We start from the raw sequence: 25,504 nt of genomic DNA on the forward strand, positions 1-25,504 counted from the left end.
TGGGGGAAAATAATTAAAGTCAAATTTATCAATCAGAGGAATACAGCATGGTACTGCCATTACTTCAATACAAACCTACTACTCAAAACCACCGTGTTAGCAGTTTCGGTGTTGCCGATCAAAATGAGGATACACCTTACATCTACCGTTTGGAGGATGTAAGTTCTTATACTGACATTCAATCTATTATCTGGGCATCCTATCGTCAGGTTTTCAGCGAACACGAGATTTTAAAATTTAACCGCCAAATCACTTTAGAGTCTCAACTCAAGACAGGTTCTTTGTCCGTTAGGGATTTTATTCGTGGGTTAGCCAAGTCTGAAGCTTTTTATCGTCTAGTTGTTTCGGTTAATAACAACTATCGTTTAGTAGATATTACCCTCAGACGCCTACTAGGTCGTTCCGCTTACAACAAAGAAGAGGAGATAGCTTGGTCAATTGTCATTGGTACCAAGGGATTTAGTGGTTTTGTTGATGCTTTAGTTGATAGTGAAGAATATACTTCAAGTTTTGGTGACAATACAGTACCTTACCAGCGCAAACGGATGGAAGGTCGTCCCTATAATTTAGTCACACCTCGTTATGGTGAGGACTTCCAAGAAACTGCGGGCACGGTCAGAACAGATTGGCGCTTTGTTTTGGCAAACTTCTACAGCGAGAAAGCCAAAGCAAAACGTCTCAAAGAAGGCGATCCAGGCAGATTTGCAGCTATGGCAGCTTCTGTGTCTGGTAAGGGCAATTATGCTCAAAGAATCTCTTCTTTTGATATTGACTATTTGAGTGCTGTTCCCTATCGCGGTAGACGCTAAAATCAGCTGGTTGTATCCGGGATAAAGTTGATTCCACGGACTCCATAGCTCCTGCGGATAAATGGGCAGTTATGGAGTCTTACGTGTAAGATATCGAAATTATGATCAATATAATTTTAGTTCCCCAGGGAGCAGAACACCAAGTAGTTTGTAAGGGAATAAATGGAGCCCACAATGCCAAAATACAGGTTATTGGCATTCCTATAGGAATATCATCACTCAAACCGTTTCTCAAAAACAATTACCCACACTGGAATCCATACCTAAACCGACAGGTTTTATTAATGGGGTTATGTGGTAGTTTACACCCAGATTATGGAGTTGGCAATATTGTACTATATGAAACTTGTATATATGAAACAAATCAAGTAAACCAGATAAATTGCGATGTAAATCTAACCAAGGATATATATAAGCATCTTAGAGATCAGGCATTTTTAGTAAGGGGAGTTAAGGGAATAACGAGTGACACCGTAGTTTCCAAATCTGTGGAAAAGGGGGGTCTGCATCGAAAATTTGGGGTTGATGTGGTGGATATGGAAGGATTTGGATTCCTGGAGTTTTTCCAGGGAACAGGGATATCCACCGCCATACTGAGAGTTGTCAGTGACGACTCCACCCATAACATACCAGACTTGTCTAAAACTATCAACCCCAATGGTTCACTAGAAATTTTACCCTTGCTTATAGCTTTAACTCAACAACCCATAGCTGCTAGTCACTTAATTAGCGGTTCATTGCGGGGATTAAAACAATTAGAAAAGTTGGCTAGGTGTTTAGCAACTTGGCAGCAATAAGTCTCTGAGGTATGACTTTAGCTAGAACGCTGATTAAAGAATAATTTCATATTCACATTGAAGCTATTAGTACTTGAGAATCAAAAAACATTTCAAAATAACCATCAGGCACAAGTTGACGCAGATGCTGAATATAGCCATCCGCATCTGACTTACTGCGAAAGCGGGCAACAACAACACGCTGATCATCTTCTGCTACACGAGCTACAGTCCAACCATTGAGGCGATTTTTATAAGAAATCGCCTTTTTTTCTAGTTTTGTGTTTTTGTATCCGGTATCTTGTGGCATAATTATACTATCCCTATGAATTTGATCGGCGTTAGTGTATCTCTTAGGGGGGAAACACTAGCGCCTTTAATTGATTGACGATGCCACTTTGTTATTATATAATTTTTTAATTGTCAACACTTAGTGCAACTGTATATTTATAATACAGCTAAACGGTAATATTAATAACCATATTAAAGAAACTATGAGATTTACAGCATCGGTTTTGCAGAAGATAGCCACAGAAATAGGTGCAAAGATTTTGATAGAACCGGAATATGAACTAATAGGCCACATAACCTTTCGCAATGGTAAGAGAACAGTCTTTCGTAATACAAGATTTAATATTAATGGATTTGGCTCAGCTAATTTAGCCCAAGATAAGGCCTTTTCTAATTACTTTTTGGGTACTCTTGGTTATAAAGTAACAGAAGGCAAGACATTTTTCAGCGATAAAATGTGTCAAAAGGTAGCTAATCCCAGAAACATAGATGAAGGTTGGCAATACGCGGAGAAATTAGGTCTACCTGTTATTGTGAAACCTTTGAATCTCAGTTCAGGAATTCTAGTCACTAAGGTATATAATAAAAACGAATATTATGAAGTGGCAAAAAAAATATTTAATGTACAATCAGTCCTAATTGTGGAAAGATTTTATCTTGGTAATGATTTTAGAATTTTAGTCCTAGATAATGAAGTTATGGCTGCTTATCAGAGAATTCCCCTATCCATAATTGGGAATGGCAAGTCCACCATTTTAGAACTACTCACAATAAAACAGGAAGAATTGGTCAAAAAAGTTGAAAAGATATCAATTGATCTAGCTGACTTCCGAATTTTTAAAAACCTCCAAAAACAAAATCTCACTTTTGAGAGTATAGTTCCCCAAGGGATGATAGTTTATCTGTTAGATAATGCCAATCTCTCCGCAGGTGGTCAAGCAGTAGATATGACTGACAACATCCATCCTGATTTTCAACAACTGGCGATTAATATTACTAAGGATATGGGTTTAAGATTAGCAGGTGTGGATATTCTCACTCAAAATATTACCCAACCACTAGTAGACTACACCCTCTTGGAGGTTAACAGCGCTCCTGGGTTGACTCATTATGCTTCCCTGGGGGAAAAGCAAAGACAGCAGGTGGAACATCTATATCGCAAAATTCTCCAAGAATTGGAAAAGGGATAATTTAAGATAGAAATTAGCACTCTCCACTTCTAATTGCTAAGTTTTTAAGAAATTTTAAAAATCATTTATTGAGGTAAAAACCGTCTATTTTTCCAGTTATAGTTAATTTATAGTTAAATGTGAAGTCTGTCAACTTAATAACTGAACAGCTAAATTGGAGGATGGGAATGAGGTACACTTTTGATATTATAGGGGTGTCTCCAGTACTGTACTTTTTCAATCATCAACAGCAAAGTTTAGATAGAAACCTAAGTAAACCACGAAACCAACGGGTTGAATATTTGGGAACTCAAATTTGTACCCTGGATGAATTTCTCCAATCCGCAGAATCCGTGGTCAACACCAAGAGTTGGAATTTGGATGAGGTGGTCAACACCGTCATTGAGTTTTGGTTGCATAATCCGGATACTATTCAATATTGGAAAACTAGATTGAAAGATGCGGGTAGGGATAACTTGTTAGTAGCTAGACTAGCAGATATAAAAGCCTTGCAGACAGAATTTGAATCTTTATTGGGTTATGGGTCTTGACACACTTAGTATCCCCCAGAGCTAAAGCTGGGGGAATGGTAATAAGTCTAAGCAATTCTAAAATCAAGATCTCAAATTCAGTGCCATACGTGACTCAAAATATTGCTGTATTTGTTCAACAATACCCTTTTTGTCTAACATATCCGCTGGTAGTTCTTGGAGAGAACCACTTAAATAAGTATGGTAATATTGGCTAACTTGTTCAGCGATGACACTAATAGCTATACCATCCCGGTCTAGGGCGCTCAAAAGTGCATTGGGAGTGATACCCAAAATTTGGCTTTCCTCTATGGTAGTGATTTTGATCTTGGGTAAAGGTTGTCCAAGGAAAAGACTCATCTCCCCAAAGAAATCTCCTGCTATCAATTCCTCCGTGGGAGCTAGTGGTTGGTGCAGGAGAAACTCTTCTCTTTGTTGTGGATTGTGAATCTCAGTGGAGAGGGTTAAATAAAGATTATATAGAGAGGGAGCTGTTTTAGCTGCTTCTTTAGTTAGGGAAAAGGCCACTGGGCCTATGTACTTAGCTAGTTGTACGGATACTTGCTCAATCACTGGTGGTTTAAGAGCAAGACTGGCGCGATAATCATTTTCTGGGTTTCGATTTAGGGGAATAGTAATATTACCCTCTGAAGTATGAATTAATTCATTTTGTACCAAAATAGAGCCGCTTACTACCAGAAACATGGCCCCGGAAAATAGTTGTTGATTATCCAATAACTCCTCTCTGTCAAACAACAAAGTTTTAGATTCCTCAATGATTAAGCTTTTAGCTTCCAGACTTAAATCTCTAAAAAACTCAACAGCATTAACCAGTTGCAATAGATGTTGTTTTTCCGACTGCTGATATTCAGTAGTTAAACCAGCACGATTGAGAGCGTACCAAAGTCGACAACGAATTTCCGGATCTGTATGGGTTTCCGCCTCACTGTAGTTTTTCGGATAGTAGAAGAGTTTGTAGTTTATTTCCTCCAAACCATAGGACCACATTCTAGCAAATAAAGGCTTATCCAGATTAACATTTGCTGGAGGTTGATTAATTAAGGCTTTGCAGGCAATATCCATAACCTGGTTGGGGGGAATATTGGGAGGAACGGTGAAGTCCACCATACGATAGACGTTACCCGCAGCTGCCATTTTTACTAGGTTTTTAGCTATTGACCCGTTAGGAATATAAGTAATTTCACCGGATTTTTGGCGAATATCTGTAGAATCCCAATCAACTGATTCTACAACCCCTTCTACCATCATGCCATCTAGTGCTTGAAATTCAATCCAATCACCAATTTGAAAAGGTTGGTTTATTTGCAGAAAAACACCCGAGAGCAAATTACCTAATGGTTCTTGCATGGCAAACCCAACCACTGCTGCGAATAAGGCAGATGTAGTAAAGAATTGAGTTGTGTCTTTTCCTAAAACTTGTAAAACTACAGCAGCAGCTATGCCATAAAGAACGACGGAAACTGTAAACTTCAATAACTTAGATGGCTGTTTTCCTTGCTTGTGGGTGAACCAAAAATCAATGATTAAAAAAGAAAGTGTGTTAACAAACACCACAGCAATGCTAATTAAAACAACAATCTTGAGTATTTCGATGATTACTGGCAAAATCTGTTCGGGGTTACTCAATACGAAAACATAAGAGAACAAAAGACATCCAGTCAATCCAGCTTGAAAAAGCAGAAGAAAATTTTTCATGTCCGCCACCAATTACTGATTATTTAACAAAAACATTGTTACTGTTGTTGTGGTGATTTTAAAGCCTTATTAAGACTGATCAAAAGACGATTAATCGATCGGTTTAGATGATGTAGGGGGTTAGATTTATCCTCTGGTAATTGTGCCCCCTCCGCTTGATGTAGGCTAACTTCTTCTAAGAGGTGGGTGATAAAATCTAGTGGTTTGGTTACCCAACGATATATAATTACTATTACTGCTGTGTATGCGACTAAAAATATACTAGCAATCGCCAACAAATAAGAGCCAATAGATCTGCGAGCTTCGTTGTACTGAACAATAGAGGGGACAGAGATTATTCTAGCTCCCACCACCTCATTTAACTTCCACCCAAAACCATTTTCACTACCATAGGTCTTGATTAGGGAAGCAGGTGCCCTTTCAGGTGTACTGTGACATACCAAACAGCTTTCTTTAGTGATTTGAATTGGCTTGGCAATATAATAGGTTTTTTGCTTAGTCAAAGTGTCAAACCTTTCGCCCATTTTTGGTGGTGCTTTGGGATTTTCAGCAAAGTAATTAATAATTTCCAGTTCCCAAGGTGCTGCTAAATCTTTGCGATTAGTTGGGTTTATGGCAGTCTCACGATAGCTATATCCGTTCTTATTTTTCTCCAATTGGTTTAACACCTGTTGAGCAGCATAGGAAGGAACAGTAACTCTATTAAACTCAGCTACTTCCGTTTCTGTTTGTTGGTAGCCTTGGGCTTGATTATTACCGCCTTGGATAGCCTGATCAGCAGCAGGAGCTTTTAATGATGTTTCAATCAGGTCAAATTGGGGTTTAACCTGATTAGACGTATAATCCCTAACTGCTGCTGCTGTATCTAAAAGGATTCCCGCAGTGCGAAGGATATCTTTTTTGGCTTTATTAAATTCCAGGGACCATATTGATAGTCCACAGATCAACCATCCGGTGAAAAAAATACTAAATATGATAAATACTAGTCTTGTTTGTAGTTGCTTCATAAAATTTAAAACCTAGTTTCTCAATTTTATCTGGCGATCGCTAACGAAAGTGCAAGGTTGGGAGTACCTATTTAGATGTTTCAACGTTTGTTTCTCGCATTTCCTTTGAGCTTTTAGCCCCTAGTTACACTCTAAATGAATATATTGTTAGGCAAGTCCCAGAACACTATATCACAATATCATACAGATAATTCCAAGTTTATTTTGAGTGGTACACTACCGACAAAGTAGAGTCTCTCTTGTATCTCTACCTGTAGTGGGGTTAATTCCCTTTGCTACTTCACATAGTTTATTTTGTTCATCACGACGTAACAACACATTAGTAAAGTCCGCACCTACAATAATTGCACCATCAAATTTAGCACTAGCTGCAAATGCACCTTCTAAAATAGCATTAGTCAAATTAGCTCTAATAAAACGTGCAGAATCTAAAGTGGCATTGGTTAAATCAGCACCATTGAAATTTGCTGATTCCAGATTAGCAGCAAAGAAACTGACCCCGCTGAGATTAGAACCACTAAAATCACTTTGACGAAGATTGGCTTTGGTAAAACTAGAATCTCTTAAGTCCCTTTGGGAAAAATTTGCTCCGATCAAAATTTCTTTGTTGTATTCTAGTGCTAAAGCTGTTGATGTTATACCTACTAAACAAGTTAGGGGTATGATTACCAACAACGATAAACTGAGGATCACTAGAAAAATCTGATTTTTAAAAACTCGTTTAATATTCATAAGAATGGATTAGTAATCACCTGAATTGTAATTGATGTCTAAACTTCCTTCATCTAATTATGGCAAAATTGGTCTCACAGGAGAAGATCTAGTGACCAAATGGTTAAAATCCAAGGGTTGGCAAATTCTCCATAGTCGTTTTTCTTGTCGTTGGGGTGAGGTAGATATTATTGCCCAGTATGACAATAAAACTCTTGTACCAACAAGTGTTAATCGCAAAACACCCCTCCTCGCCTTTGTAGAAGTGAAAACCCGTAGCGCTGGTAATTGGGACGCGGGAGGGAAAGACTCGGTTACCACGAACAAACAAAGGAAAATCCTGATCGCGGCCGAAATGTTTTTAGCCAAGCATCCAGACAAAGCAGACTACTCTTGTCGTTTTGACGTAGCTAGTGTTTTTTATAAAAAGTCTATCCCTAAAAAGCAGGTAATTCAACCAAAAGCATTGGCTAGCTTGTCTACTCAAGAATACGAGTTTATACTCTGGGATTACATAGAATCCGCTTTTGATATATCAGCAAGATTAAGTAGTATTTAGGGTAAAATGGAAGGTGTGGGGTTATCCTACGCCCTAATTAACTTACCCTAATTAAGTTGTATCCAAATTAAAACTCTATTAAAATTCTGCACTCTGTGGTGTACGAGGAAAGGGAATGACATCTCTAATGTTTCCCATACCCGTCATAAATTGCACTAACCTTTCAAATCCTAGACCAAACCCCGCATGGGGTACGGTTCCGTAACGACGTAGATCCAAGTACCACCATAAATCTTCTGGTTTCATCCCCTGGGCTAAAATTCTTCTCTCTAAAATATCCAGTCTTTCTTCCCTTTGGGAACCACCAATAATTTCGCCTATTTTAGGAGCTAAAATATCCATGGCACGTACGGTTTTCTCATCATTATTTAATTTCATATAAAATGCCTTGATTTGTGCAGGATAATCCGTAACAATTACTGGCTTTTTAAAAAGCTGCTCTGCTAGGTAACGCTCGTGTTCTGACTGCAAATCTAAGCCCCATTCTACCGGGTAATCAAATTTGACTTCTGCTTTCTCTAAAATTTGGATGGCATCTGTATAGCTCAATCTCTCAAACTGGTTGTTAACAATATTTTCCGCTGTCTCCAATACGGTGTTGTCAATTCTTTGATTGAAAAACTCCATATCTTGTTCACAGTTTTCCATCACATATCGGAAAATATGTTTAAGAAATTCTTCTGCTAAGTTCATATCACCTTCTAAGTCGCAAAAGGCCATTTCTGGCTCTACCATCCAAAACTCTGCCAAATGTCTAGAAGTGTGAGAATTTTCTGCTCTAAATGTTGGTCCAAAGGTATAAACGTTGGTAAATGCCATGGCCATAATTTCTGCTTCTAATTGCCCACTCACCGTTAAATAGGTGGGTTTGCCAAAAAAATCTTGACTGTAATCTACATCTTGGTTCTCTTTCCGGGGAATATCCTGCAAATTCAAACTGGTGACGCTAAATAATTCTCCTGCTCCCTCACAATCACTAGCAGTTAAAATGGGGGTGTGGACCCACATAAAACCCCTCTGTTGGAAAAACTGATGTATGGCAGTCGCACAAGCATTTCTCACCCGAAATACCGCCCCAAAGGAGTTGGTTCTACTACGCAGGTGGGCAATGCTTCTCAAAAACTCAAAGGAATGACGTTTCTTTTGTAAAGGATAAGTCTCTGGATCAGCATCTCCGTAAACTTTTACAGCTTCCGCTTTTAGCTCTATTCTCTGTCCTTTCCCTTGGGATGCAACTAAGACTCCCCCGACTTCCACTGAAGCACCCGTATTTATTTGTTTTATGATTGTCTGGTAGTGGGGTAAGTCCTGATTAATAACTATCTGTAAGTTGGCTAAACATGAACCATCATTGATTTCTAAAAAGGTAAATCCCTTCAATTCTCGTTTAGTTCTTACCCAACCCTGTACTACTAGCGTTTCTTCAGGTTGACTACTTCTTAGTATTGTGGCAATTCGATGTTCAATCATTTTCTACAACTGGGTTCTTTTGTATAGCTTTGCTGTGCGCATTAGAGCTTGCTACCAATGGCTCACATCCATGATTTTAACCACCAACCTATAAGAATGCCTAGACCACCAAATCGAATAACTTGCCAAAAGGGTTTGTTTAGACTTCTCCAAGAAATTAATTTACTTTCTAAGTTAATTTCTATTAGCTCTATCTCTTTTTCTATACGCTTCAACTCCAATCGCATCTCTTTGGCTTTTTGTTGCCATTCGGCTTTTTGTTGTTGATCCCTTTCTATTTGAGTATATCTTTGTTTTAACAGCATCAGTTCGCTTTCTAACTGCTCTAGTTGTTGCTCAATCTCTCGTTGATAGTTTTCCTTTAGGTTAGTCATTGGTTATGGACTGGTGTTGGATTATTCGCTATAATAGCCAAGTATCATAACTCTTGTACTTTTGTATATTAGGTTTTAAGTATTATGTCTTTAAACAGTGAGTTAAATAATTATAGCACCCTGGAATTAGCTCAAGCTTTGATGGCAAAACTAAGCATCTCCCCCGAGGATTGGCATCGTCTCAAATCACACCGCAATGCTCGGGCTAGCGAGCTTGTGGCTGCGGCAATGGTGTTTTTGGTCAAAAATGAACCTTTGGAAGCTCAGGCTAGGTTAAATCAGGCTTTGGGTTGGTTGGATAAGTCCGTATCTGCTCCCCCTTGTCCCAGTCGTCACTTATAACCCAAAACCGGAACCAGGTTTGCATGCCAAAACCTCCTAATTTCTACCTGCTTGCACAGTTTTAGTTCTGTTCCTTTATGGTTCCACTCTACCTGATCAAATATTTGATGTAATAAGCTCATACCCCTCCCGCTCTCTGATTCCTCTGGTGGCAAATAATCGCCGGGATCGCCTAGTTTGCCACAACAGGGTGTAAATCCATTCCCCTGGTCTGATATGATCCACCAATATTGATTATCTGTGAAGGAAAAACGTACCACCACTAGTTTACCAGGATCCAGATTATTTCCATGCTTGGCTGCATTCACTAGGGCTTCTTGTAGTCCTAGCCTAATTTCTGGCTGTAGATTTTTGGGAATATCTGCTAATAGTAGATCTAGTATGGGACACAAATAAAGGGTTGAGGCAAAACTAATAGTACCCCACGAGCACGGTTTAAGAGAAATGGTAATCACAAGAGAAACCCCGTAGCATCTGGTTAGCTAGACATTAATTCGCTGTTCCAATACGCGCTGGTGCGACGATTACCTTAACTACACTTTTAATTCTAATAAAAACATGAAAATACTTTCCAATATGGACTGTGACCAGGCAAATCAAAACTGCACTCTCCAGCTGGCAAAATAGTCTGGGAACACTTACTAGTGAAGAGGGCGGGCCGACCCAAGGTAACCAGATGTATTCTTCTTACCTTAGTTTGATTTTAGCATTACTATTACTCAATAGGCTAGTGGTTTTTGAAAGTTTTTTTGTTGGTTCACAAGAAAGCGGTGATGCTAAGAATTAATTTTAGCAGAATCAGTAGAGGCTGGCTTAAACAGCCTCAGAAAGTCCGTTTATGGACTCTTCAGAAATCTCCGTGTCTTTAGACCGGAGAAGCTTAACTTTCTAGAAAGGCCACTGTCTCCACGTGGGGTGTCTGAGGGAAAAAGTCCGCTGGTTGCACTTTCTTTAGCTTATACTCTCCACTGGCACATAACAAACTCAAGTCACGAGCTAATGTGGATGCTTTACAACTTATGTAAGCTATTTTTTTAGGTTTTAGTTTCAGCAGAGATTGTAGTACAATAGGTTCACATCCCTTACGTGGTGGATCAAGAAGGACAATGTCTGGCAGTGTATCTAATTTGGGTAAAATATCCTCTACTGCTCCTATTTGGAATTTAGCATTAGTGATCCCGTTATGTTGAGCATTGTATATAGCTTGCTCTACTGCTGCTGGTTGTATTTCTAAGCCAATGGTCTGACGTGCTTGTTTTGCTAGTGGTAGAGTTAAAGTACCAATACCACAATAAGCATCAACAAGAATTTCATCACCCTGTAAATTAAGTTGTGATTGAATCACTTCCAAAAGTGCTTCTGCTGTTTCAGTGTAAACTTGAAAAAAGGTGTCTGGTCGCACCTTAAATTCCAGTCCAGCAAATCGTTCCCTGAGATAGGGGACTCCTGCAATACAAGTTGTTACCTTTCCAAATATGGCATTCGTGCGATCGCCGTTATGATTCAAACAAATTCCCACCAGTTGAGGGTAACGGTGTAACCATTGCTGTGCTTGGGTTTCAATTCCTGGTAACTGACCATTTTTGACTACTAAGGTCAACAGAATTTCCCCCGTATAACGACCAATCCGTAAACCCAGATGGCGAATTTCCCCTTGATGACGGTTCTCATCATATACTGACCAACCTTGCTTTTGAATATCCTGTTTAATTTCCGTCAATAGAGGATTTAATCGAGGGTCTTGTACTGGACACTGATTTAAATTGATTAGTAAATGACTGCCTTTTTGATAGTAACCAGCTTGAACTTGTCCTGTAGATGAGGTTTTTATAGGATAAGTAGCTTTGTTGCGATAACCCAGGGGTGATTTTGTGGTTAACACTGATGCTACTGGTGGGTTAACAAAATTGCCAATTCTTTCTAAAGCCTGAATTACCTGGTTTTGCTTAACCTGTAACTGGTATTCATAGTTTATGTGTTGCCATTGACAACCACCACATTTATCAGCAACAATACATTGGGGACGAGTTCTTTGCAAAGAAGGTTGGAAAATAGCTGTGACAGCGCCATGGGCATATTTATTCTTCACCCTGAGTAAACGAACCAACAGGCGATCGCCCACCACAGTATCGGGTACAAAAACAACCCTACCTTCAAACCTTCCCACTCCTTCCCCATTGTCGTTGAGATCGGAAATTTCCAGCTCTATAATTTTTCCCTGTTGCCAAACTATATCATTACTATTCATTGTCTTTAGACCGGAGAAGCTTAATTCTGTACCCGAAAATGGTTAAAATAGGAAATAATATATTTTCCGTGACTACATAATCATGACTGTAATTAGCCAAGTTATTCTCCAAGCTGATGATGAGCTGCGTTATCCTAGCAGTGGCGAACTCAAAAGCATCAAAGATTTTTTTCAAACAGGAGTTCAGCGAACAAGAATCGCTGCTACCCTAGCGGAAAACGAAAAAAAGATTGTTCAGGAAGCCACCAAAAAACTTTGGCAGAAGCGCCCTGACTTTATTTCTCCTGGTGGCAATGCCTACGGTGATAAACAGCGTTCTCTATGTATCCGTGATTTTGGATGGTACTTACGTCTAATCACTTATGGAGTTTTAGCAGGGGACAAAGAGCCCATTGAAAAGATTGGTCTAATTGGTGTGCGGGAAATGTACAATTCCCTGGGTGTGCCAGTACCGGGTATGGTAGAAGCGATTAGTTGCCTCAAACAAGCGTCTTTAGACCTATTAAGTGGAGAAGATGCAGCAGCTACCCAACCATACTTTGACTATATAATCCAATCCATGTCCTAGAACCACCCTAATAAACTTCCAAGTGGGCTATTGCTCAGTAGTCAGCCCCAAGCTTGATAGTGGCTAGGGCAAGACCATTATTAAGGTATTGTTGAGCTACTATCAATGTTTGGGAGAGTACTAGAACTTAAATTTTACCGATGCTGTGAAGTCCTAATATCACACCTGCGCCGAGGATATGACCAAAAGCAGTGGTTGCCAGAACTGCTGGTAAACCGAACCCGCCAAAGAAATTAGGAGATGGTGTGGAGGGAGGCGCGCTGGGGTACTCAATAGTAAATTTACCGAAACCAGCAGCAAAAATATTAGCCACCAACATAATAATGCCAACGGTGGGGCTCCAGGTTAGGGGAGCAGTTGCGGTAACAGCGAGCAGGGCGGAAGTTAACACTAGATATTCTCCTTGGGTGATGTGAGCAGATAATAAGAGCTGACATTATCATAAATCCAGTAAGATTATATGATCAACTGCCCATGGTTTCACTCACTTTCTCAATTTACTATGTCCTTGAGTCCTGATTCCTTACCACCAGCGCTGGGGAAGATCGTTCAAAGATTTCAACGTGCTTCCGATCCCAAGCGTCGCTATGAACAGCTAATTTGGTATGCACAGAAACTACCTGAGTTTGCCGAAGCAAACAAGATACCAGAAAACAAAGTTCCTGGTTGTGTTTCTCAGGTATATGTTACAGCTAGACTTAATGACAGCAAGGTAATGTTTGCAGGAGATTCAGATTCTCAGCTAACCAAGGGGTTATTAGCACTGTTAATAGAAGGGCTAAATGGATTAACTCCTAAAGAAATTATACAACTAACCCCGGAATTTATCCAAGAAACGGGATTAAACGTTAGTCTCACACCTTCCCGCGCCAATGGTTTTTACAACATCTTCAGGACCATGCAAAAAAAGGCACTAGAATGTGATCCACCAACAGGCGGGGGATGATGGGCATTAGCTTACCAATACATCCCTTGTACCTATTGGAATTCTACCTTAGCTATTAAATGACCTGTTCTACTTCACCAATTTCGGGAATCATTTCTTTGAGACGGCGTTCAATGCCCATTCTCAGGGTCATAGTAGAACTAGGACAAGAACCGCAAGCCCCTTGTAAGCGTAGTTTCACAATTGGTCCATCCAATTCTACCACTTCCACATTACCCCCATCAGATATTAGGTAGGGTCGCATTTCATCTAGTACAGTTTCAACGTTTTCAAGAGTTAGTTCCATAGTTTTGATACCTGTTTAGTAGGGGATAGCTTTAAGCTTACCCGATTTTTCGTAGGGTAGTTGAAAGACTCAATCATTCCATTCACCCCGTGGGGGGACAGGGGTGCGCATGGGAGTACGAGTCAGTTCATCATCCCTGGGAAAATCTCCCCGTAACCACTGACGAATGGCAACCTCTACGACCTTACTGGGGTCATTGGTGAGATGTTGAATCTGAGCGATTAATTCCGAGTCCAGACGTAGTGCTATTTCTATTTTTTCAGCGTTTGTATTATCCGCTTTATTGTGATTCTTTTCCATATTCATAGGTTTATATTCCCAAAAAAATTGCCCAACATTGCCCAACCCCAGATAACCAATTTGTAACTGGCAGTTTTTATATCCAGTGACATCATATCCTGAAAATCAATTTACCGATTTAGTGGGGAAGAGGGGGAATTGCCAATCATGTATTACCCATTGCCCAATAAAGCATTAAAATACATGAAGTGAATACTTTTAAATTTTGACTGCTAATCAAGCAAAGATGGTATATGACTGAGGTTCCCGCCATTCGCATTCGCAACTTCTGTATTATCGCTCATATAGATCATGGGAAGTCCACCCTGGCTGATCGTTTACTGCAGGCCACTGGGACGGTAGAAGACCGACAAATGAAAGAGCAGTTCCTAGATAATATGGATCTAGAACGGGAGCGTGGCATCACAATTAAGCTGCAAGCAGCCCGCATGAATTACACCGCTAAGGATGGACAGCGGTATGTGTTGAACTTAATTGACACTCCTGGTCATGTGGACTTTTCCTATGAAGTTTCACGCTCTTTAGCTGCTTGTGAAGGTGCTTTATTGGTAGTTGATGCTTCCCAGGGGGTAGAGGCCCAAACCTTGGCCAATGTGTACCTGGCCTTGGAACATGACCTGGAAATTATCCCCGTGTTAAATAAAATTGATTTACCAGGAGCAGAACCAGATCGGGTCATTGGAGAAATTGAGGAGATTATTGGACTAGATTGTAGCGGGGCAATTTTAGCCTCCGCTAAGGAAGGAATAGGTATTCCAGAAATTTTAGAGGCTATAGTCGAGCGCGTACCCCCAGCAGCTGATACTGTCAGTCAACGATTAAGGGCCTTGATCTTTGATAGCTATTATGATAGCTACCGGGGAGTAATAGTTTATTTCCGGGTAATGGATGGCACAGTCAAAAAAGGCGATCGCATTTATTTGATGGCCTCCGACAAGGAATATGAGATTGACGAGTTAGGAGTTCTTTGTCCCAACCAGACTCAGGTAGAAGAATTGCACGCGGGGGAGGTGGGTTATCTGGCTGCGGCGATTAAGGCGGTAGCTGATGCACGAGTGGGTGATACTATTACATTAGCAAAGGCTAAAGCTAGTGAAGCTTTACCAGGTTATACTGAAGCTAATCCCATGGTTTTTTGTGGTATGTTCCCTATAGATGCAGACCAATTTGAAGACTTACGGGAGGCTTTAGAAAAGCTAAGATTGAATGATGCTGCTTTGCAATACGAACCAGAAACTTCCAGTGCTATGGGATTTGGATTCCGTTGTGGGTTTTTAGGTTTGCTGCACATGGAAATTGTCCAGGAGCGGTTAGAGCGGGAATATAATCTGGATTTGATTATTACTGCTCCTTCCGTGGTTTATAAGGTGATTACTATCAAGGGTGAGGAACTCTATATTGACAATCCAAGCCACCTACCAGCACCTAACGATCGAGAAAGAATAGAAGAACCCTACGTACAAGTAGAAATGATTACTCCAGAAACCTTTGTAGGAACCCTAATGGAGTTATCACAAAATCGTCGGGGTGTGTTTAAGGATATGAAATACCTTACCCAAGGTAGAACCACTCTTACATACGAACTTCCCCTAGCTGAAGTAGTGACGGACTTTTTTGATCAGATGAAGTCCCGATCCCGTGGGTATGCTAGTATGGAATATCATCTAATTGGCTACCGTGAAAATCCTCTAGTAAAATTGGATATTATGATCAATGGTGACCCGGTAGACTCCTTGGCAATGATCGTTCACCGAGATAAAGCCTACAATGTGGGTAGATCCATGGCTGAAAAGTTGAAGGAATTAATTCCACGTCATCAGTTTAAAGTTCCTATCCAAGCTTCTATAGGCACTAAAGTAATTGCCAGTGAACATATCCCTGCTTTGAGAAAAGATGTTTTGGCTAAGTGCTATGGTGGTGATATTAGTCGTAAGAAAAAGCTTTTGCAAAAACAAGCTAAGGGTAAAAAACGGATGAAAGCTGTAGGGACAGTGGATGTACCTCAAGAAGCTTTTATGGCTGTGTTAAAGTTAGATCAAAGCTAGTCAATATAGGATCAATTGGGGTGTGTATCAAGCATCAAAAAGTTACCCAAGGAAGGGGGAGCAAAACCCCCCCAGAAATTCCTAACTCCACTCACCTACCTGGAAATTGGATAAAAACTATAAACCATGAGGAAAATCAAAACCCGTCCTAGGTGTTATGGCTAAAGCTATATTATTGGTGTAGCGTTTTGTGAGACCTAGAAAACCAAAAACCACATCAAAGGTTGAAGGTTGATAAGAAAATAAAGTCTCGAATTCCTGTTAGTTATTTAAATTTTTGTAAAGTATCGGGGAGTCAAAAGAATGAAGATACTGGTACTAAGTTGGGAATTTCCACCAAGGATAGTTGGAGGTATTGCTCGTCACGTGGGAGAGCTGTACCCAGAATTGGTGAAGTTAGGACATGAAATTCACCTAATTACACCCGATGTGAAACAAGCATCCCCTTATGAAGTGGTGGAAGGTATTTATGTGCACCGAGTACCAGTAGCCCATAGCCATGATTTTTTTCACTGGGTAGTCAATTTAAATCAGAGTATGGGTCATTATGGTGGTAAATTAATTAAAGAAGGATATTTTGATATTATTCATGCCCATGATTGGTTAGTAGGAGACGCGGCGATCGCCCTAAAACACAATTTCAAAATTCCTTTAGTTGCTACCATTCATGCGACAGAATATGGAAGATGTAATGGGATTCATAATGATATCCAAAACTATGTGCATAGTAAAGAAAATGAATTGGCGTATAATGCGTGGCGGATTATTGTTTGCACCAAATATATGCAAAAAGAAGTGACCAGAGCCTTGCAGAGTCCCCCAGATAAAATAGACATAATTTATAATGGCATTCGTCCGGAGAAAAAACGTCATCATCGGGATTTTCATGCCCAAAATTTTCGTCGGCAATTTGCAGCTGATCACGAAAAAATAGTGTATTATGTTGGGAGAATAACCCATGAAAAGGGCATACCGGTATTACTCAACGCTGCTCCTCAAATTCTCTGGGAAATGGGTGGTTATGTTAAATTTGTGATTATTGGTGGTGGGAATACGGATCATTTAAAACAACAAGCTTGGGATTTAGGAATTTGGGACAAATGTTATTTCACAGGTTTCCTTTCTGATGATTATTTAGATAAATTTCAAACCCTAGCTGATTGTGCGGTTTTTCCTAGTTTATATGAACCCTTTGGGATTGTGGCCTTAGAGAGTTTTGCTGCGAGGGTACCAGTGATAGTATCAGACACTGGTGGTTTTCCAGAAGTCATTGAACACACAAAAACAGGAATTATCACTCAGGTAAATAATCCCCGCTCATTAGCACGGGGAATCTTAGAAGTTTTGAAAAATCCCGGTTATGGAAAATGGTTAGTAGATAATGCATATCAAGAGTTGGAGCGCCGTTTTTGCTGGACAGAATTGGCCCAAAAAACCGTTACAGTTTATGAGAAAGTGTTAAAAGAGCGATCGCAAGTTGATTGGTAGGATACCAACTAAAAGGTCAAAAGAACACTAATACCTTACGGTGGGAATTTCTGTGGAGAAGTGCAAGATTTAAAGATAATTGGAGATAATTAGAAATAATAGGTGTTTGCAACTTCTGAGTATGGCCAAATGGTTGAAAACAGCAATTGATATCTTGTTGAAGATGGGAACCTCCCTCCTATCCCACTTAAAAGCTAACTTCAAGCGCTACCTGGAGAAAATAGACAGGGATGTTACTCCTTCTGCGGGAAAATCATATCCTTACAATAAGTGTGCTCAATCCCAGCTAGCTGGACCAGTACATAATTTAGGGGGTGGTGGTGTGGATGTGGACGATGGAATTCAATGGATGATCAATCAAGTTAGAGGTGGTGACAACTCTGACCAAAAAGTGAATGTTTTGGTTGTTCGTGCTAGTGGAAATGATAACTACAACGAACTAATTTATCGCATGCGGGGAGTAAATTATGTAAAAACCCTAATTGTTAAAAACCGACAAGAGGCTAATAGAAATGATATTTTTGATCAGGTCAGAAATGCTGGAGTAATTTTCTTTGCAGGTGGGGATCAATGTGAATATATACGTCACTGGAAAAATACCAAATTGGAAGCTGCAATCAAATCAGTTTATGATAAGGGAGGAGCGGTGGGTGGAACAAGTGCAGGAGCAATGATTCAAAGCGAGTTTGTTTATGATTCTTGTGCTTGCGAGGAGAGTATTGAAACTTGGGAAGCACTTAGTGATCCCTACAGGAATATCACCTTTACTTATAACTTTTTCCAATGGAAGTATTTAAAAAGGACTGTAATTGACACTCATTTTGATGAACGTAAACGTATGGGGAGAATTATGGTCTTTATTGCACGACAAATACAAGATGGTATATCTACAGATGCTTTAGGTATAGCTATTAGTGAGCAAACATCTTTATTAGTAGACAAAAATGGTATGGCTAAAGTAGTGGGAAAGGGTGCAGTCTATTTCGTGCTAGGAGATCATCCCCCCCAAGTCTGTCAACCCGGTCAACCGCTGACTTACCATGAGTATAAAATTTGGCGTTTGATTCGAGGTGAAACCTTTAATTTAAAGCATCCACCATCCACCGGGTATTATTTCAGAAGTGTGAAACGGGGTAAATTTGATCGTGACCCCTACTAGCTTCCCACGTGGTAAATCTCGGGAGATATTCCGATGTAAATTACTGTATTTGTAATACTGTTAGGTATAAATTCTTTCTGGTTTCTGTTTTTAAAAATTCCATTTGTAAGGGTTGCCATTGCTGCCATAATTGATAGCGATTGGTAGCTAGGATGGTCATCATTTCAGTTAAACTGGATTCGCCTTCTGATTTATAGATATCTAACAACCACTTGTTTAAAACCATGCTATCTTGCAGATTACCCAAAATTTCTTGAACTTGTTTAATTTGCCCAAGCTGTTGTGTGAATGATTGTTGGTATAGGTCGTCAAATAAATCTATTTGATAGCGGACTCTTTTGGCCTGTTTTCGCAGGTCATGGAGAGTTTCTCCCTGGATTTGTAGGCTTTTTTCTAGCTCTTCAGGAGTCCATTTTATTGATGTAATCCCAGCTGTATCTAGGGTTTTCGTACCAATTATCCATCCTGGATGTAATAGAAATCTACTGATTTGTGGTAGGAGGAGTTCTGGTACTGCTTGCTGGATTTGTAACTGTGCTAAAGGATTGTATATGGGGTTTTTTAGCCACTCCAGCAAGTCCTGTTTAAAGGATTTATATAGTTCCGATTTGAAGATTTTCTGCACCGATAAACAGACTGATTCTCGCTCTTGAGATATGGCAGAAAAAGCCCTTTCTAAAGAACTTTGTTGATGGGGTGATAGGTATGGTTCATAGTCCCGCTCCAGAATTTCTTTTAACACATCTAAATCCCTGAGCTTTCCTAAAGTTCTGGCAATTTTACCAATACTTTGATCATTCACGGATGAAGGTAGATCTAAAAAAGAACTAAAACTAGTAACGGCAGTACGTAAACGACGCATTCCTACTCGCATTTGGTGTAATGCTCTAGGATCCTTGTCTTTCTTGACCGATTTTTCATATTCAAGGGTTTTCTCAGCGATTTTCGTCAATGCTTGATGTGCCAAGTATCCTAAGCTTGTTGCTGATAATGTTGTCACAGATGTGGTGATTAGTTTCATAAATTAGTCGAAATAGCTTGTAATGGACACGAAGAAATACACTGCTCACAGACAATACACCGCGATCGCGTAAATGTTAATTTGTATGTTTCTCGGTTCAAAGATAATGCTTCCGTAGGACAAACCCCTGTACACAGTCCACAGTCAACACATAGTTGATCATCAATAACTATTTCACCCAAATTATGAGAAACAGCAATATGTTGCGATCGCATCCAGTCAATAGCTGCATCTAACTGGTCAATATCACCTGATAATTCCACCACCAGTTTACCAATTTGATTAGGAGCAACCTGAGCGCGGATAATGTTAGCAGCTACGTTAAAATCCCTCGCCAGTCGGTAAGTAACAGGGATCTGAATTGCACGTTTAGGAAAGGTCAGGGTCACTCGTTTCTTCATAGAAAAAACCACATTTGGCTAAATTTGATAAACTAGATCTGGAAAATGCCTAATTGCCTAATAATAATTGTTAATAAATAAACCATGATTCCAGATGCACCCCTTGATCCCAACACCCCCACCCAGTCAACCCTGGGAAATCGGGTCAGAAACTTCCTCATAGTAATTGTAGCGATCGCCCTCACTGGACTCTTATTTTTAGGACTGAGAAACCAAACCAGTGCGGTTTCCCTTCAGGAACTAGACCAAGCATCTACCCCTTTAGAGATGGCCATAACCAACAATCTACCCAGTCTAGTAGAATTTTACGCTGACTGGTGTACAGTTTGCCAAAAGATGGCACCGGACATAGCAAAATTGAAAGATAAATATGGTGACAAGATGAATTTTGTCATGTTGAATGTGGATAATAGCAAATGGTTGCCAGAAATGCTTAAATATCGAGTGGATGGCATACCCCACTTCGTCTTTTTAGGTAACCAGGGGGAAACTATAGCCGAAGCGATTGGTGATACACCTCGTACCATTATGGATAGTAACCTGGACGCATTAATCAAAGGTTCTCCCCTTCCATACGCTCAAATGAATGGCAGAGCTTCTGGGTTTTCTGCTCCAGCTTCAACTAATCAAGACGATCCTCGTAGTCATGGTGGACAAGTAGTTAATTAGTTAATAATTAGTTAATTAATTATTAGAGGGGGAATGGGGAATAATAAAATTTGTTAAAACAATTCTAAAAACTAAAATTATGATTGGTGTAGCAATAGTTGGGAGTGGATTCGGACAAAAGGTACATATTCCTGCATTTAGTTCCCATCACAAAACTAAAATATTCAGTATTTATCACAGAGATATCAAGCAAGCCCATTCTTTAGCGAGAGCTTATGATATCCCCCACCATAGCGACAATCTAGAAGAAATTTTGGCATTACCAGAAGTGCAAGCGGTGAGTATATCCACACCACCGTTTTTACATTACCCCATGGGTAAACAAGTATTAGCAGCGGGTAAACACCTCTTATTAGAAAAACCGACCACCCTAAATGTAACTCAAGCTAAGGAACTATATCAACTAGCAAAGGAAAAAAACATTATTGCCACGGTAGATTTTGAATTTCGTTTTGTTCCAGCATGGCAATATTTACATCAGTTATTAAATGACAACTATGTAGGAAATATTAGACTAATTAAAATTGATTGGTTAGGGTCATCTCGTGCTAACACAGATCGTCCTTGGAATTGGTACTCCCAACAAGAGCAGGGTGGTGGAGTTTTAGGTTCCTTAGGTTCCCATGCGTTTGATTATATTAACTGGTTATTTGGAGAGGTGACAAGACTTAATGCTTACTTAACCACAGCAATTACCCAAAGAAGAGATCCAGTGGATGGAGAGTTAAAGGTAGTGAACAGTGATGATAATTGTTTAATTTCATTAGAGTTAGAGGAAGGAATACCTTGTCAAGTTTGTATTAGTGCAGTAGTGCAAGCCAAGAGAACTCATGCTATCGAAGTGTATGGAGACAAAGGGACATTAATTATAGCGAGTGAGAATCAAAAGGATTATATTTATGGGTTTAGAGTTTGGGGTTGTGAAATTGGGGGAAGTTTCACCGAATTGGAGATTCCTAAACAATTATTATTTCCCCAAGACTACACTGATGGTAGGATTAGTGCATTTTTGCGAGTTGTAGACCAATGGGTGAATGGAATAGAAACCCAAAAGGAGATTGTTCCGTCATTGAAACAGGGAGTTTATTCCCAACTGTTGATGGATCTGTGTCATCAATCATCTCATTCCAGAACCTGGGTAGACGTGCCAAGTTGGTAATGATTGTGACCTACCACACCTTGGCTTGAAAATCCTTTTTCACGTCAATAGCTACCGAATCTCCCGCTGGACGGATTAGAAATAGACCTTGTTCTAAGGCGTATTGATCTGCTTTTTCATCCACTTTAATACCCGCCACTGCTCCATAAAGCTTATATTTTTTATATTTAGGAAATACATCCTTGAACCGATCAAGTACTTTTATAAATCGTTTAATATCTCGTACCTTTAAGTGAGACTTAACTTCAATAGCTACAATTTGACCATCATTTTCTGCCCAAATATCAATTTCTATGGAACCTGCATAATCATGAGCTTTTACCTGAAGGGAGGTATAGTGGATATCAATACCCTGTTCTTTAAATAATCGGACCGCAGCAGGTCTAACTAAGTTTTCTACAAACTCACCCCATCTACTAGTGATGGATCCCATATGCTTATTAGTTTCAGCCACCATCTTCCTAGTTTCTTCCATAGATATACGGAATTGATCCATCTCTTCTTCATGTTTTCTTTGGCGTTGTTCATATTCTCGTTGACGTTGTTCATATTCCCGTTGACGTTCTTGATATAGAAGTTGTTCTACTTCTCGTTGTCTTTCGCTTTCTTTAAATAGGGCAAAAATATCCGCAAGTGTAATGTTTTCGCTACTCATAAGTCTATAACCTTAGGTAAAAATATCTTCCATTCTAACCTATTTCGTTATTGTACACAGGAAGTGCGATCGCATGTGTATTCACAAAACTTATTTTAAATTAAAAGTCTAGTTGTGACAATATTGTATACAGGTCCTTAATACCCCATTGATGTCACCACAATTTTATTGGTTTTCAGACCTGTTTGAGAAAATTGGCAATTGTAGGATGGAACCGTGGTACTGTTGTTGAAGTAAATTTTACTGGTATATTGGTGATGAAAATACTTTGGGCATTATTGCCAACAACCTTAATTGCGCTAAACGCAGGAGAGTTGTTCGCTCAGGAGAAATTTGCAGGAGAATTTAACGGGAATCTCCAGATTGGTAAAACCCACTCCCATGTTTTTTATTTTGGTAAAGAAAGTGGAGACACACTAGTTTATTTCTTTGAAACCCAATCCCCTGTGGGTAAAAAAATTATTAGTATCTGTAAGCGCAATAAGCCATGCATGGGAAAAGCCCAGCTCCAAATAGTTAAACCTATTCCCAAGGGTATTCCTGAATCCACATCTGGTACTTATAAAATTATCTCGGTTTCCCAAGTGAACGGGAAAAGGTAAACTGGGGACAGATATATTAGTTATGCATATTGGTTTATATTGCCCGGTTGAAACAGGCCATCTAAATACCATGTTACCGATTGGTGAAGCCTTACTCCTAAAAGGTCACAGGGTAACCTTTGTAGGTATACCCGATGCTCAAGCAAGAGTTGAAGCACTTGGTATTCATTTTTTTCCAGTGGCCATGGAATCCTTTCCCCAAGGGAGTATAGAGAAAATCTTTGAAACCTTGGGTAAAAGAGAAGGTCTATCCGCTCTACTTTACACCATAGGAATCTTTCGACACGTTTCATATATGGTTCTCCAAGATGGGGCGATCGCCTGTAAAGATCTCAAGCTGGATGGAATGGTCATTGATCAAACCAGTACCGAAGCAGTGGCGATCGCCAAAATTTTGAATATTCCCTATGTTACAGTCTGTAGTGCTTTACCATTTAACCAAGAAGTTGGAATTCCACCTGTTTTTACAACATGGCAATATGGTGACTCATGGTTTTTCAAATTGAGAAATCAATTGACTAATTATGTAGGTTCTTTGATAGGAAAAATTATCCACGAACCAGCAAACCAGTTTTTAAAAAATAATCAGTTGCCCATACCAACAACTTTTGATTCTTCCCTGGCAATTATCTGTCATCAACCAAAATCTCTGGAATATCCCCGAAAAACCTTGCCTGATAACTTTCATTTTACTGGACCATTTCATACCACAACAAGCCGCAAATTTGTTGATTTTCCTTGGGAAAAATTATCTGATAAACCCCTAATTTATGCCTCCATGGGAACATTGCAAAATCGCCTGAAAAATACCTTTCAAACCATTGCTGCAGCTTGTGAGAATTTGGATATTCAATTAGTGATTTCTCTGGGTGGTTCTGCTAATCCTGAAGATCTACCACCCCTACCGGGTCATCCCCTGGTTGTTCGTTATGCTCCTCAAATTGAACTACTCCAGCGAGCGAGTTTAACAATTACTCATGGAGGTATGAATACCACTATTGAATCTTTGACTCATGGTGTTCCCCTGGTGGCTATTCCTATTACTAATGATCAACCAGGTGTCGCAGCTAGAATTCAATGGTCTGGTTGCGGCGAATTCCTCGAATTAAAACAATTAACAGTGCAGAAATTACGTGAAAAGGTAAAACGGGTTTTAGAGGTCCCCAGCTATCGAGATTGCGCCCAACAATTTCAACAGGAAATTAACCATTCTGGAGGTATTAATCAGGCGATCGCCATTATTGAACAAGCTATCTCAACTCAACAACCTGTGGTGGACTGCGCCCCGGTTATATTTGACAATTTTAGTTATTAAAAATTATTAAATATGAAACAATTCCTTAAACTTAATGATTATCAGGCCGCCTACACCCTTAAAGGTAAAGGTGAACCATTAGTTTTATTACATGGGTTTTTCGGTGATGCGTCATCCCTAAATTGTCTGGTGGACCAATTACAATCTCAATTTCAATGTTTTAGCTTAGAACTGTTAGGCTTTGGTGACTGTTCTAAATCCAATAAACCCAAAATTAATTATTTAATTGAGGACCAAGTTGCTTTTCTCAAGCAATTTGTAGATAATCTTCAACTACAAAAGTTTTATTTAGCTGGTTATTCCTACGGTGCATGGATCGCTTCAGCATATGCTGTTCATTACTCATTTAGTCTACACGGTTTAGGTTTAATTGGCCCCGCAGGTATTCGTGATGATGGTTTTGTTGGACGCTATGACCACCTTAAACCACTACTTTGGCAGACAAAACTTGTGGATTTGGCGATTGCCCTATATAAACCTTTTGCCTACTTTAGCGGGAACAGGAATGGTTACCAAAAAATTGCCCAAGCACGTCATATGCTGATGACTCAACCCAGTGCTGCTGCTATGTTAAACAGCATATTAAAAGCAACAAATGCTCTGAATACGGTGGAAAAACATATCCATCAAATTTCCACACCAACAATAGTTATTGCTGCGGAAAATGATACTACTATTCCCCAATGGCACAGTGAAACCTATGCGAAAACCATTCCCCAGACCGCTTTTTATGTTATCCCAGGTGCTGAACATGACTTTGTTAATACTCATGCTCCGGATATTTGCCGCTTAGTTTATTCTTTTTTTACATCGGTAGCAATAGATGTCTGAAGATCTACATTATACGGTTTTCAGGTATCCCATTTTTCTAATGATATTGAGTTAAAT

Annotated in this window: 30 protein-coding genes; 16 read left to right on the forward strand and 14 right to left on the reverse strand. The window is 39.6% G+C overall.

Annotated features, from left to right (window positions below; genetic code table 11):
• Positions 1 to 47 precede the first annotated feature (47 nt).
• The gene (locus ASL19_RS08695) at positions 48 to 809 is read left to right on the forward strand and encodes a phycobilisome rod-core linker polypeptide (RefSeq protein ID WP_057178027.1); all 762 of its coding nucleotides are present in this window, start codon (positions 48 to 50) and stop codon (positions 807 to 809) included.
• A 101-nt stretch (positions 810 to 910) separates the two neighbouring features.
• Complete coding sequence (locus tag ASL19_RS08700; protein ID WP_057178028.1) at positions 911 to 1,606, forward strand: phosphorylase; 696 nt, start codon at positions 911 to 913, stop codon at positions 1,604 to 1,606.
• Positions 1,607 to 1,658: 52 nt separating this feature from the next.
• Here the strand turns inward: ASL19_RS08700 and ASL19_RS08705 are convergent, their stop codons facing one another.
• Positions 1,659 to 1,895, reverse strand: coding sequence for a hypothetical protein (locus ASL19_RS08705; RefSeq protein WP_057178029.1), 237 nt, complete (start codon positions 1,893 to 1,895; stop codon positions 1,659 to 1,661).
• A gap of 184 nt (positions 1,896 to 2,079) precedes the next feature.
• Between ASL19_RS08705 and ASL19_RS08710 the strand changes: the two genes are divergently transcribed.
• Both ASL19_RS08710 and ASL19_RS08715 read left to right on the forward strand, forming a co-directional pair.
• Positions 2,080 to 3,066, forward strand: coding sequence for a cyanophycin synthetase (locus ASL19_RS08710; RefSeq protein WP_057178030.1), 987 nt, complete (start codon positions 2,080 to 2,082; stop codon positions 3,064 to 3,066).
• Between the two features lie 167 nt (positions 3,067 to 3,233).
• The gene (locus ASL19_RS08715; protein ID WP_057178031.1) at positions 3,234 to 3,596 is read left to right on the forward strand and encodes a hypothetical protein; all 363 of its coding nucleotides are present in this window, start codon (positions 3,234 to 3,236) and stop codon (positions 3,594 to 3,596) included.
• A gap of 63 nt (positions 3,597 to 3,659) precedes the next feature.
• Here the strand turns inward: ASL19_RS08715 and ASL19_RS08720 are convergent, their stop codons facing one another.
• From ASL19_RS08720 to ASL19_RS08730, 3 genes are all read right to left on the reverse strand, one after another.
• Positions 3,660 to 5,291 carry a mechanosensitive ion channel domain-containing protein gene (locus ASL19_RS08720; RefSeq protein ID WP_057178032.1) on the reverse strand — a complete coding sequence of 544 codons (1,632 nt, stop codon included), beginning with the start codon at positions 5,289 to 5,291 and terminating at the stop codon, positions 3,660 to 3,662.
• Between the two features lie 38 nt (positions 5,292 to 5,329).
• The gene (locus ASL19_RS08725) at positions 5,330 to 6,298 is read right to left on the reverse strand and encodes a DUF3365 domain-containing protein (protein WP_057178033.1); all 969 of its coding nucleotides are present in this window, start codon (positions 6,296 to 6,298) and stop codon (positions 5,330 to 5,332) included.
• Positions 6,299 to 6,514: 216 nt separating this feature from the next.
• Entirely contained in the window at positions 6,515 to 7,030 is a 516-nt protein-coding gene (locus ASL19_RS08730) for a pentapeptide repeat-containing protein (protein WP_057178034.1), read from the reverse strand.
• A 34-nt stretch (positions 7,031 to 7,064) separates the two neighbouring features.
• Here ASL19_RS08730 and ASL19_RS08735 point away from each other — a divergent pair, with 34 nt between their 5' ends.
• Positions 7,065 to 7,568 (forward strand): YraN family protein, encoded by a 504-nt coding sequence (locus ASL19_RS08735; RefSeq protein WP_057178035.1) that lies wholly within the window; start codon positions 7,065 to 7,067, stop codon positions 7,566 to 7,568.
• A 78-nt stretch (positions 7,569 to 7,646) separates the two neighbouring features.
• Here ASL19_RS08735 and asnS read toward each other — a convergent pair whose 3' ends face one another.
• Both asnS and ASL19_RS08745 read right to left on the reverse strand, forming a co-directional pair.
• Positions 7,647 to 9,038 (reverse strand): asparagine--tRNA ligase, encoded by a 1,392-nt coding sequence (asnS, locus tag ASL19_RS08740; RefSeq protein WP_006277672.1) that lies wholly within the window; start codon positions 9,036 to 9,038, stop codon positions 7,647 to 7,649.
• 62 nt (positions 9,039 to 9,100) lie between these two features.
• The gene (locus ASL19_RS08745) at positions 9,101 to 9,412 is read right to left on the reverse strand and encodes a hypothetical protein (protein WP_006277673.1); all 312 of its coding nucleotides are present in this window, start codon (positions 9,410 to 9,412) and stop codon (positions 9,101 to 9,103) included.
• 84 nt (positions 9,413 to 9,496) lie between these two features.
• Between ASL19_RS08745 and ASL19_RS08750 the strand changes: the two genes are divergently transcribed.
• On the forward strand, positions 9,497 to 9,754 hold the full coding sequence (locus ASL19_RS08750) for a DUF6439 family protein (protein ID WP_006277675.1): 258 nt from the start codon (positions 9,497 to 9,499) through the stop codon (positions 9,752 to 9,754).
• Here the strand turns inward: ASL19_RS08750 and ASL19_RS08755 are convergent.
• Entirely contained in the window at positions 9,745 to 10,209 is a 465-nt protein-coding gene (locus ASL19_RS08755; RefSeq protein WP_057178036.1) for an anti-sigma regulatory factor, read from the reverse strand. The genes ASL19_RS08750 and ASL19_RS08755 overlap by 10 nt on opposite strands.
• A gap of 425 nt (positions 10,210 to 10,634) precedes the next feature.
• On the reverse strand, positions 10,635 to 12,002 hold the full coding sequence (rlmD, locus tag ASL19_RS08765; protein WP_057178038.1) for a 23S rRNA (uracil(1939)-C(5))-methyltransferase RlmD: 1,368 nt from the start codon (positions 12,000 to 12,002) through the stop codon (positions 10,635 to 10,637).
• Positions 12,003 to 12,084: 82 nt separating this feature from the next.
• Here rlmD and apcD point away from each other — a divergent pair, with 82 nt between their 5' ends.
• On the forward strand, positions 12,085 to 12,570 hold the full coding sequence (apcD, locus tag ASL19_RS08770) for an allophycocyanin subunit alpha-B (protein WP_006277680.1): 486 nt from the start codon (positions 12,085 to 12,087) through the stop codon (positions 12,568 to 12,570).
• A gap of 127 nt (positions 12,571 to 12,697) precedes the next feature.
• Here the strand turns inward: apcD and psaK are convergent, their stop codons facing one another.
• Positions 12,698 to 12,961, reverse strand: a complete 264-nt coding sequence (gene psaK, locus ASL19_RS08775) for a photosystem I reaction center subunit PsaK (protein WP_006277683.1) — start codon at positions 12,959 to 12,961, stop codon at positions 12,698 to 12,700.
• Between the two features lie 111 nt (positions 12,962 to 13,072).
• Here psaK and ASL19_RS08780 point away from each other — a divergent pair, with 111 nt between their 5' ends.
• Positions 13,073 to 13,516: a SufE family protein gene (locus ASL19_RS08780; protein WP_057178039.1), complete on the forward strand. Its 444-nt coding sequence runs from the start codon at positions 13,073 to 13,075 to the stop codon at positions 13,514 to 13,516.
• A 55-nt stretch (positions 13,517 to 13,571) separates the two neighbouring features.
• On the opposite strand, the gene ASL19_RS08785 is transcribed toward ASL19_RS08780, so the two are convergent.
• Both ASL19_RS08785 and ASL19_RS08790 read right to left on the reverse strand, forming a co-directional pair.
• The gene (locus ASL19_RS08785; protein ID WP_006277688.1) at positions 13,572 to 13,802 is read right to left on the reverse strand and encodes a NifU family protein; all 231 of its coding nucleotides are present in this window, start codon (positions 13,800 to 13,802) and stop codon (positions 13,572 to 13,574) included.
• A gap of 69 nt (positions 13,803 to 13,871) precedes the next feature.
• Positions 13,872 to 14,108, reverse strand: a complete 237-nt coding sequence (locus ASL19_RS08790; protein WP_006277690.1) for a hypothetical protein — start codon at positions 14,106 to 14,108, stop codon at positions 13,872 to 13,874.
• 227 nt (positions 14,109 to 14,335) lie between these two features.
• Between ASL19_RS08790 and lepA the strand changes: the two genes are divergently transcribed.
• The 3 genes from lepA to ASL19_RS08805 all read left to right on the forward strand — a co-directional run bounded on the left by lepA (position 14,336) and on the right by ASL19_RS08805 (position 18,794).
• Positions 14,336 to 16,147, forward strand: coding sequence for a translation elongation factor 4 (lepA, locus tag ASL19_RS08795; RefSeq protein WP_006277691.1), 1,812 nt, complete (start codon positions 14,336 to 14,338; stop codon positions 16,145 to 16,147).
• A gap of 303 nt (positions 16,148 to 16,450) precedes the next feature.
• A complete protein-coding gene (locus ASL19_RS08800) occupies positions 16,451 to 17,635 on the forward strand; it encodes a glycosyltransferase family 4 protein (protein ID WP_006277696.1) in 1,185 nt (394 codons plus the stop codon).
• A 121-nt stretch (positions 17,636 to 17,756) separates the two neighbouring features.
• Entirely contained in the window at positions 17,757 to 18,794 is a 1,038-nt protein-coding gene (locus tag ASL19_RS08805) for a cyanophycinase (protein ID WP_200959833.1), read from the forward strand.
• Positions 18,795 to 18,834: 40 nt separating this feature from the next.
• Here ASL19_RS08805 and ASL19_RS08810 read toward each other — a convergent pair whose 3' ends face one another.
• Entirely contained in the window at positions 18,835 to 19,815 is a 981-nt protein-coding gene (locus ASL19_RS08810; protein WP_057178040.1) for a CHAD domain-containing protein, read from the reverse strand.
• The gene (locus tag ASL19_RS08815) at positions 19,812 to 20,216 is read right to left on the reverse strand and encodes an NIL domain-containing protein (protein ID WP_006277702.1); all 405 of its coding nucleotides are present in this window, start codon (positions 20,214 to 20,216) and stop codon (positions 19,812 to 19,814) included. The genes ASL19_RS08810 and ASL19_RS08815 overlap by 4 nt, the downstream gene beginning before the upstream one ends.
• A gap of 84 nt (positions 20,217 to 20,300) precedes the next feature.
• Between ASL19_RS08815 and ASL19_RS08820 the strand changes: the two genes are divergently transcribed.
• Together ASL19_RS08820 and ASL19_RS08825 are read left to right on the forward strand one after the other, a co-directional pair.
• Positions 20,301 to 20,885 carry a thioredoxin family protein gene (locus tag ASL19_RS08820; protein ID WP_057178041.1) on the forward strand — a complete coding sequence of 195 codons (585 nt, stop codon included), beginning with the start codon at positions 20,301 to 20,303 and terminating at the stop codon, positions 20,883 to 20,885.
• Between the two features lie 79 nt (positions 20,886 to 20,964).
• Entirely contained in the window at positions 20,965 to 22,044 is a 1,080-nt protein-coding gene (locus ASL19_RS08825) for a Gfo/Idh/MocA family protein (protein WP_057178042.1), read from the forward strand.
• Between the two features lie 10 nt (positions 22,045 to 22,054).
• Here ASL19_RS08825 and ASL19_RS08830 read toward each other — a convergent pair whose 3' ends face one another.
• On the reverse strand, positions 22,055 to 22,699 hold the full coding sequence (locus ASL19_RS08830) for a hypothetical protein (RefSeq protein WP_072149113.1): 645 nt from the start codon (positions 22,697 to 22,699) through the stop codon (positions 22,055 to 22,057).
• Between the two features lie 257 nt (positions 22,700 to 22,956).
• Here ASL19_RS08830 and ASL19_RS08835 point away from each other — a divergent pair, with 257 nt between their 5' ends.
• The 3 genes from ASL19_RS08835 to ASL19_RS08845 are packed head-to-tail and all read left to right on the forward strand — an operon-like array spanning position 22,957 to position 25,447.
• The gene (locus tag ASL19_RS08835) at positions 22,957 to 23,301 is read left to right on the forward strand and encodes a hypothetical protein (protein WP_152980414.1); all 345 of its coding nucleotides are present in this window, start codon (positions 22,957 to 22,959) and stop codon (positions 23,299 to 23,301) included.
• A gap of 22 nt (positions 23,302 to 23,323) precedes the next feature.
• Positions 23,324 to 24,616, forward strand: a complete 1,293-nt coding sequence (locus ASL19_RS08840; protein ID WP_057178044.1) for a glycosyltransferase — start codon at positions 23,324 to 23,326, stop codon at positions 24,614 to 24,616.
• A gap of 12 nt (positions 24,617 to 24,628) precedes the next feature.
• Positions 24,629 to 25,447, forward strand: a complete 819-nt coding sequence (locus tag ASL19_RS08845; protein WP_057178045.1) for an alpha/beta fold hydrolase — start codon at positions 24,629 to 24,631, stop codon at positions 25,445 to 25,447.
• Positions 25,448 to 25,504: the final 57 nt, after the last annotated feature.

Origin of the sequence: Cylindrospermopsis sp. CR12 (assembly GCF_001432185.1) — a bacterium.
GTDB lineage: Bacteria > Cyanobacteriota > Cyanobacteriia > Cyanobacteriales > Nostocaceae > Raphidiopsis > Raphidiopsis raciborskii.

Bases quoted from the DNA above. Each gene is read 5' to 3' on its own strand.
- ASL19_RS08695 (WP_057178027.1), top strand. From the start codon at position 48: ATGGTACTGCCATTACTTCAATACAAACCTACTACTCAAAACCACCGT.
- ASL19_RS08700 (WP_057178028.1), top strand. From the start codon at position 911: ATGATCAATATAATTTTAGTTCCCCAGGGAGCAGAACACCAAGTAGTT.
- ASL19_RS08705 (WP_057178029.1), bottom strand. From the start codon at position 1,895: ATGCCACAAGATACCGGATACAAAAACACAAAACTAGAAAAAAAGGCG.
- ASL19_RS08710 (WP_057178030.1), top strand. From the start codon at position 2,080: ATGAGATTTACAGCATCGGTTTTGCAGAAGATAGCCACAGAAATAGGT.
- ASL19_RS08715 (WP_057178031.1), top strand. From the start codon at position 3,234: ATGAGGTACACTTTTGATATTATAGGGGTGTCTCCAGTACTGTACTTT.
- ASL19_RS08720 (WP_057178032.1), bottom strand. From the start codon at position 5,291: ATGAAAAATTTTCTTCTGCTTTTTCAAGCTGGATTGACTGGATGTCTT.
- ASL19_RS08725 (WP_057178033.1), bottom strand. From the start codon at position 6,298: ATGAAGCAACTACAAACAAGACTAGTATTTATCATATTTAGTATTTTT.
- ASL19_RS08730 (WP_057178034.1), bottom strand. From the start codon at position 7,030: ATGAATATTAAACGAGTTTTTAAAAATCAGATTTTTCTAGTGATCCTC.
- ASL19_RS08735 (WP_057178035.1), top strand. From the start codon at position 7,065: ATGTCTAAACTTCCTTCATCTAATTATGGCAAAATTGGTCTCACAGGA.
- asnS (WP_006277672.1), bottom strand. From the start codon at position 9,038: ATGATTGAACATCGAATTGCCACAATACTAAGAAGTAGTCAACCTGAA.
- ASL19_RS08745 (WP_006277673.1), bottom strand. From the start codon at position 9,412: ATGACTAACCTAAAGGAAAACTATCAACGAGAGATTGAGCAACAACTA.
- ASL19_RS08750 (WP_006277675.1), top strand. From the start codon at position 9,497: ATGTCTTTAAACAGTGAGTTAAATAATTATAGCACCCTGGAATTAGCT.
- rlmD (WP_057178038.1), bottom strand. From the start codon at position 12,002: ATGAATAGTAATGATATAGTTTGGCAACAGGGAAAAATTATAGAGCTG.
- apcD (WP_006277680.1), top strand. From the start codon at position 12,085: ATGACTGTAATTAGCCAAGTTATTCTCCAAGCTGATGATGAGCTGCGT.
- ASL19_RS08780 (WP_057178039.1), top strand. From the start codon at position 13,073: ATGTCCTTGAGTCCTGATTCCTTACCACCAGCGCTGGGGAAGATCGTT.
- ASL19_RS08785 (WP_006277688.1), bottom strand. From the start codon at position 13,802: ATGGAACTAACTCTTGAAAACGTTGAAACTGTACTAGATGAAATGCGA.
- ASL19_RS08790 (WP_006277690.1), bottom strand. From the start codon at position 14,108: ATGAATATGGAAAAGAATCACAATAAAGCGGATAATACAAACGCTGAA.
- lepA (WP_006277691.1), top strand. From the start codon at position 14,336: ATGACTGAGGTTCCCGCCATTCGCATTCGCAACTTCTGTATTATCGCT.
- ASL19_RS08800 (WP_006277696.1), top strand. From the start codon at position 16,451: ATGAAGATACTGGTACTAAGTTGGGAATTTCCACCAAGGATAGTTGGA.
- ASL19_RS08805 (WP_200959833.1), top strand. From the start codon at position 17,757: ATGGCCAAATGGTTGAAAACAGCAATTGATATCTTGTTGAAGATGGGA.
- ASL19_RS08810 (WP_057178040.1), bottom strand. From the start codon at position 19,815: ATGAAACTAATCACCACATCTGTGACAACATTATCAGCAACAAGCTTA.
- ASL19_RS08815 (WP_006277702.1), bottom strand. From the start codon at position 20,216: ATGAAGAAACGAGTGACCCTGACCTTTCCTAAACGTGCAATTCAGATC.
- ASL19_RS08820 (WP_057178041.1), top strand. From the start codon at position 20,301: ATGATTCCAGATGCACCCCTTGATCCCAACACCCCCACCCAGTCAACC.
- ASL19_RS08825 (WP_057178042.1), top strand. From the start codon at position 20,965: ATGATTGGTGTAGCAATAGTTGGGAGTGGATTCGGACAAAAGGTACAT.
- ASL19_RS08830 (WP_072149113.1), bottom strand. From the start codon at position 22,699: ATGAGTAGCGAAAACATTACACTTGCGGATATTTTTGCCCTATTTAAA.
- ASL19_RS08835 (WP_152980414.1), top strand. From the start codon at position 22,957: ATGAAAATACTTTGGGCATTATTGCCAACAACCTTAATTGCGCTAAAC.
- ASL19_RS08840 (WP_057178044.1), top strand. From the start codon at position 23,324: ATGCATATTGGTTTATATTGCCCGGTTGAAACAGGCCATCTAAATACC.
- ASL19_RS08845 (WP_057178045.1), top strand. From the start codon at position 24,629: ATGAAACAATTCCTTAAACTTAATGATTATCAGGCCGCCTACACCCTT.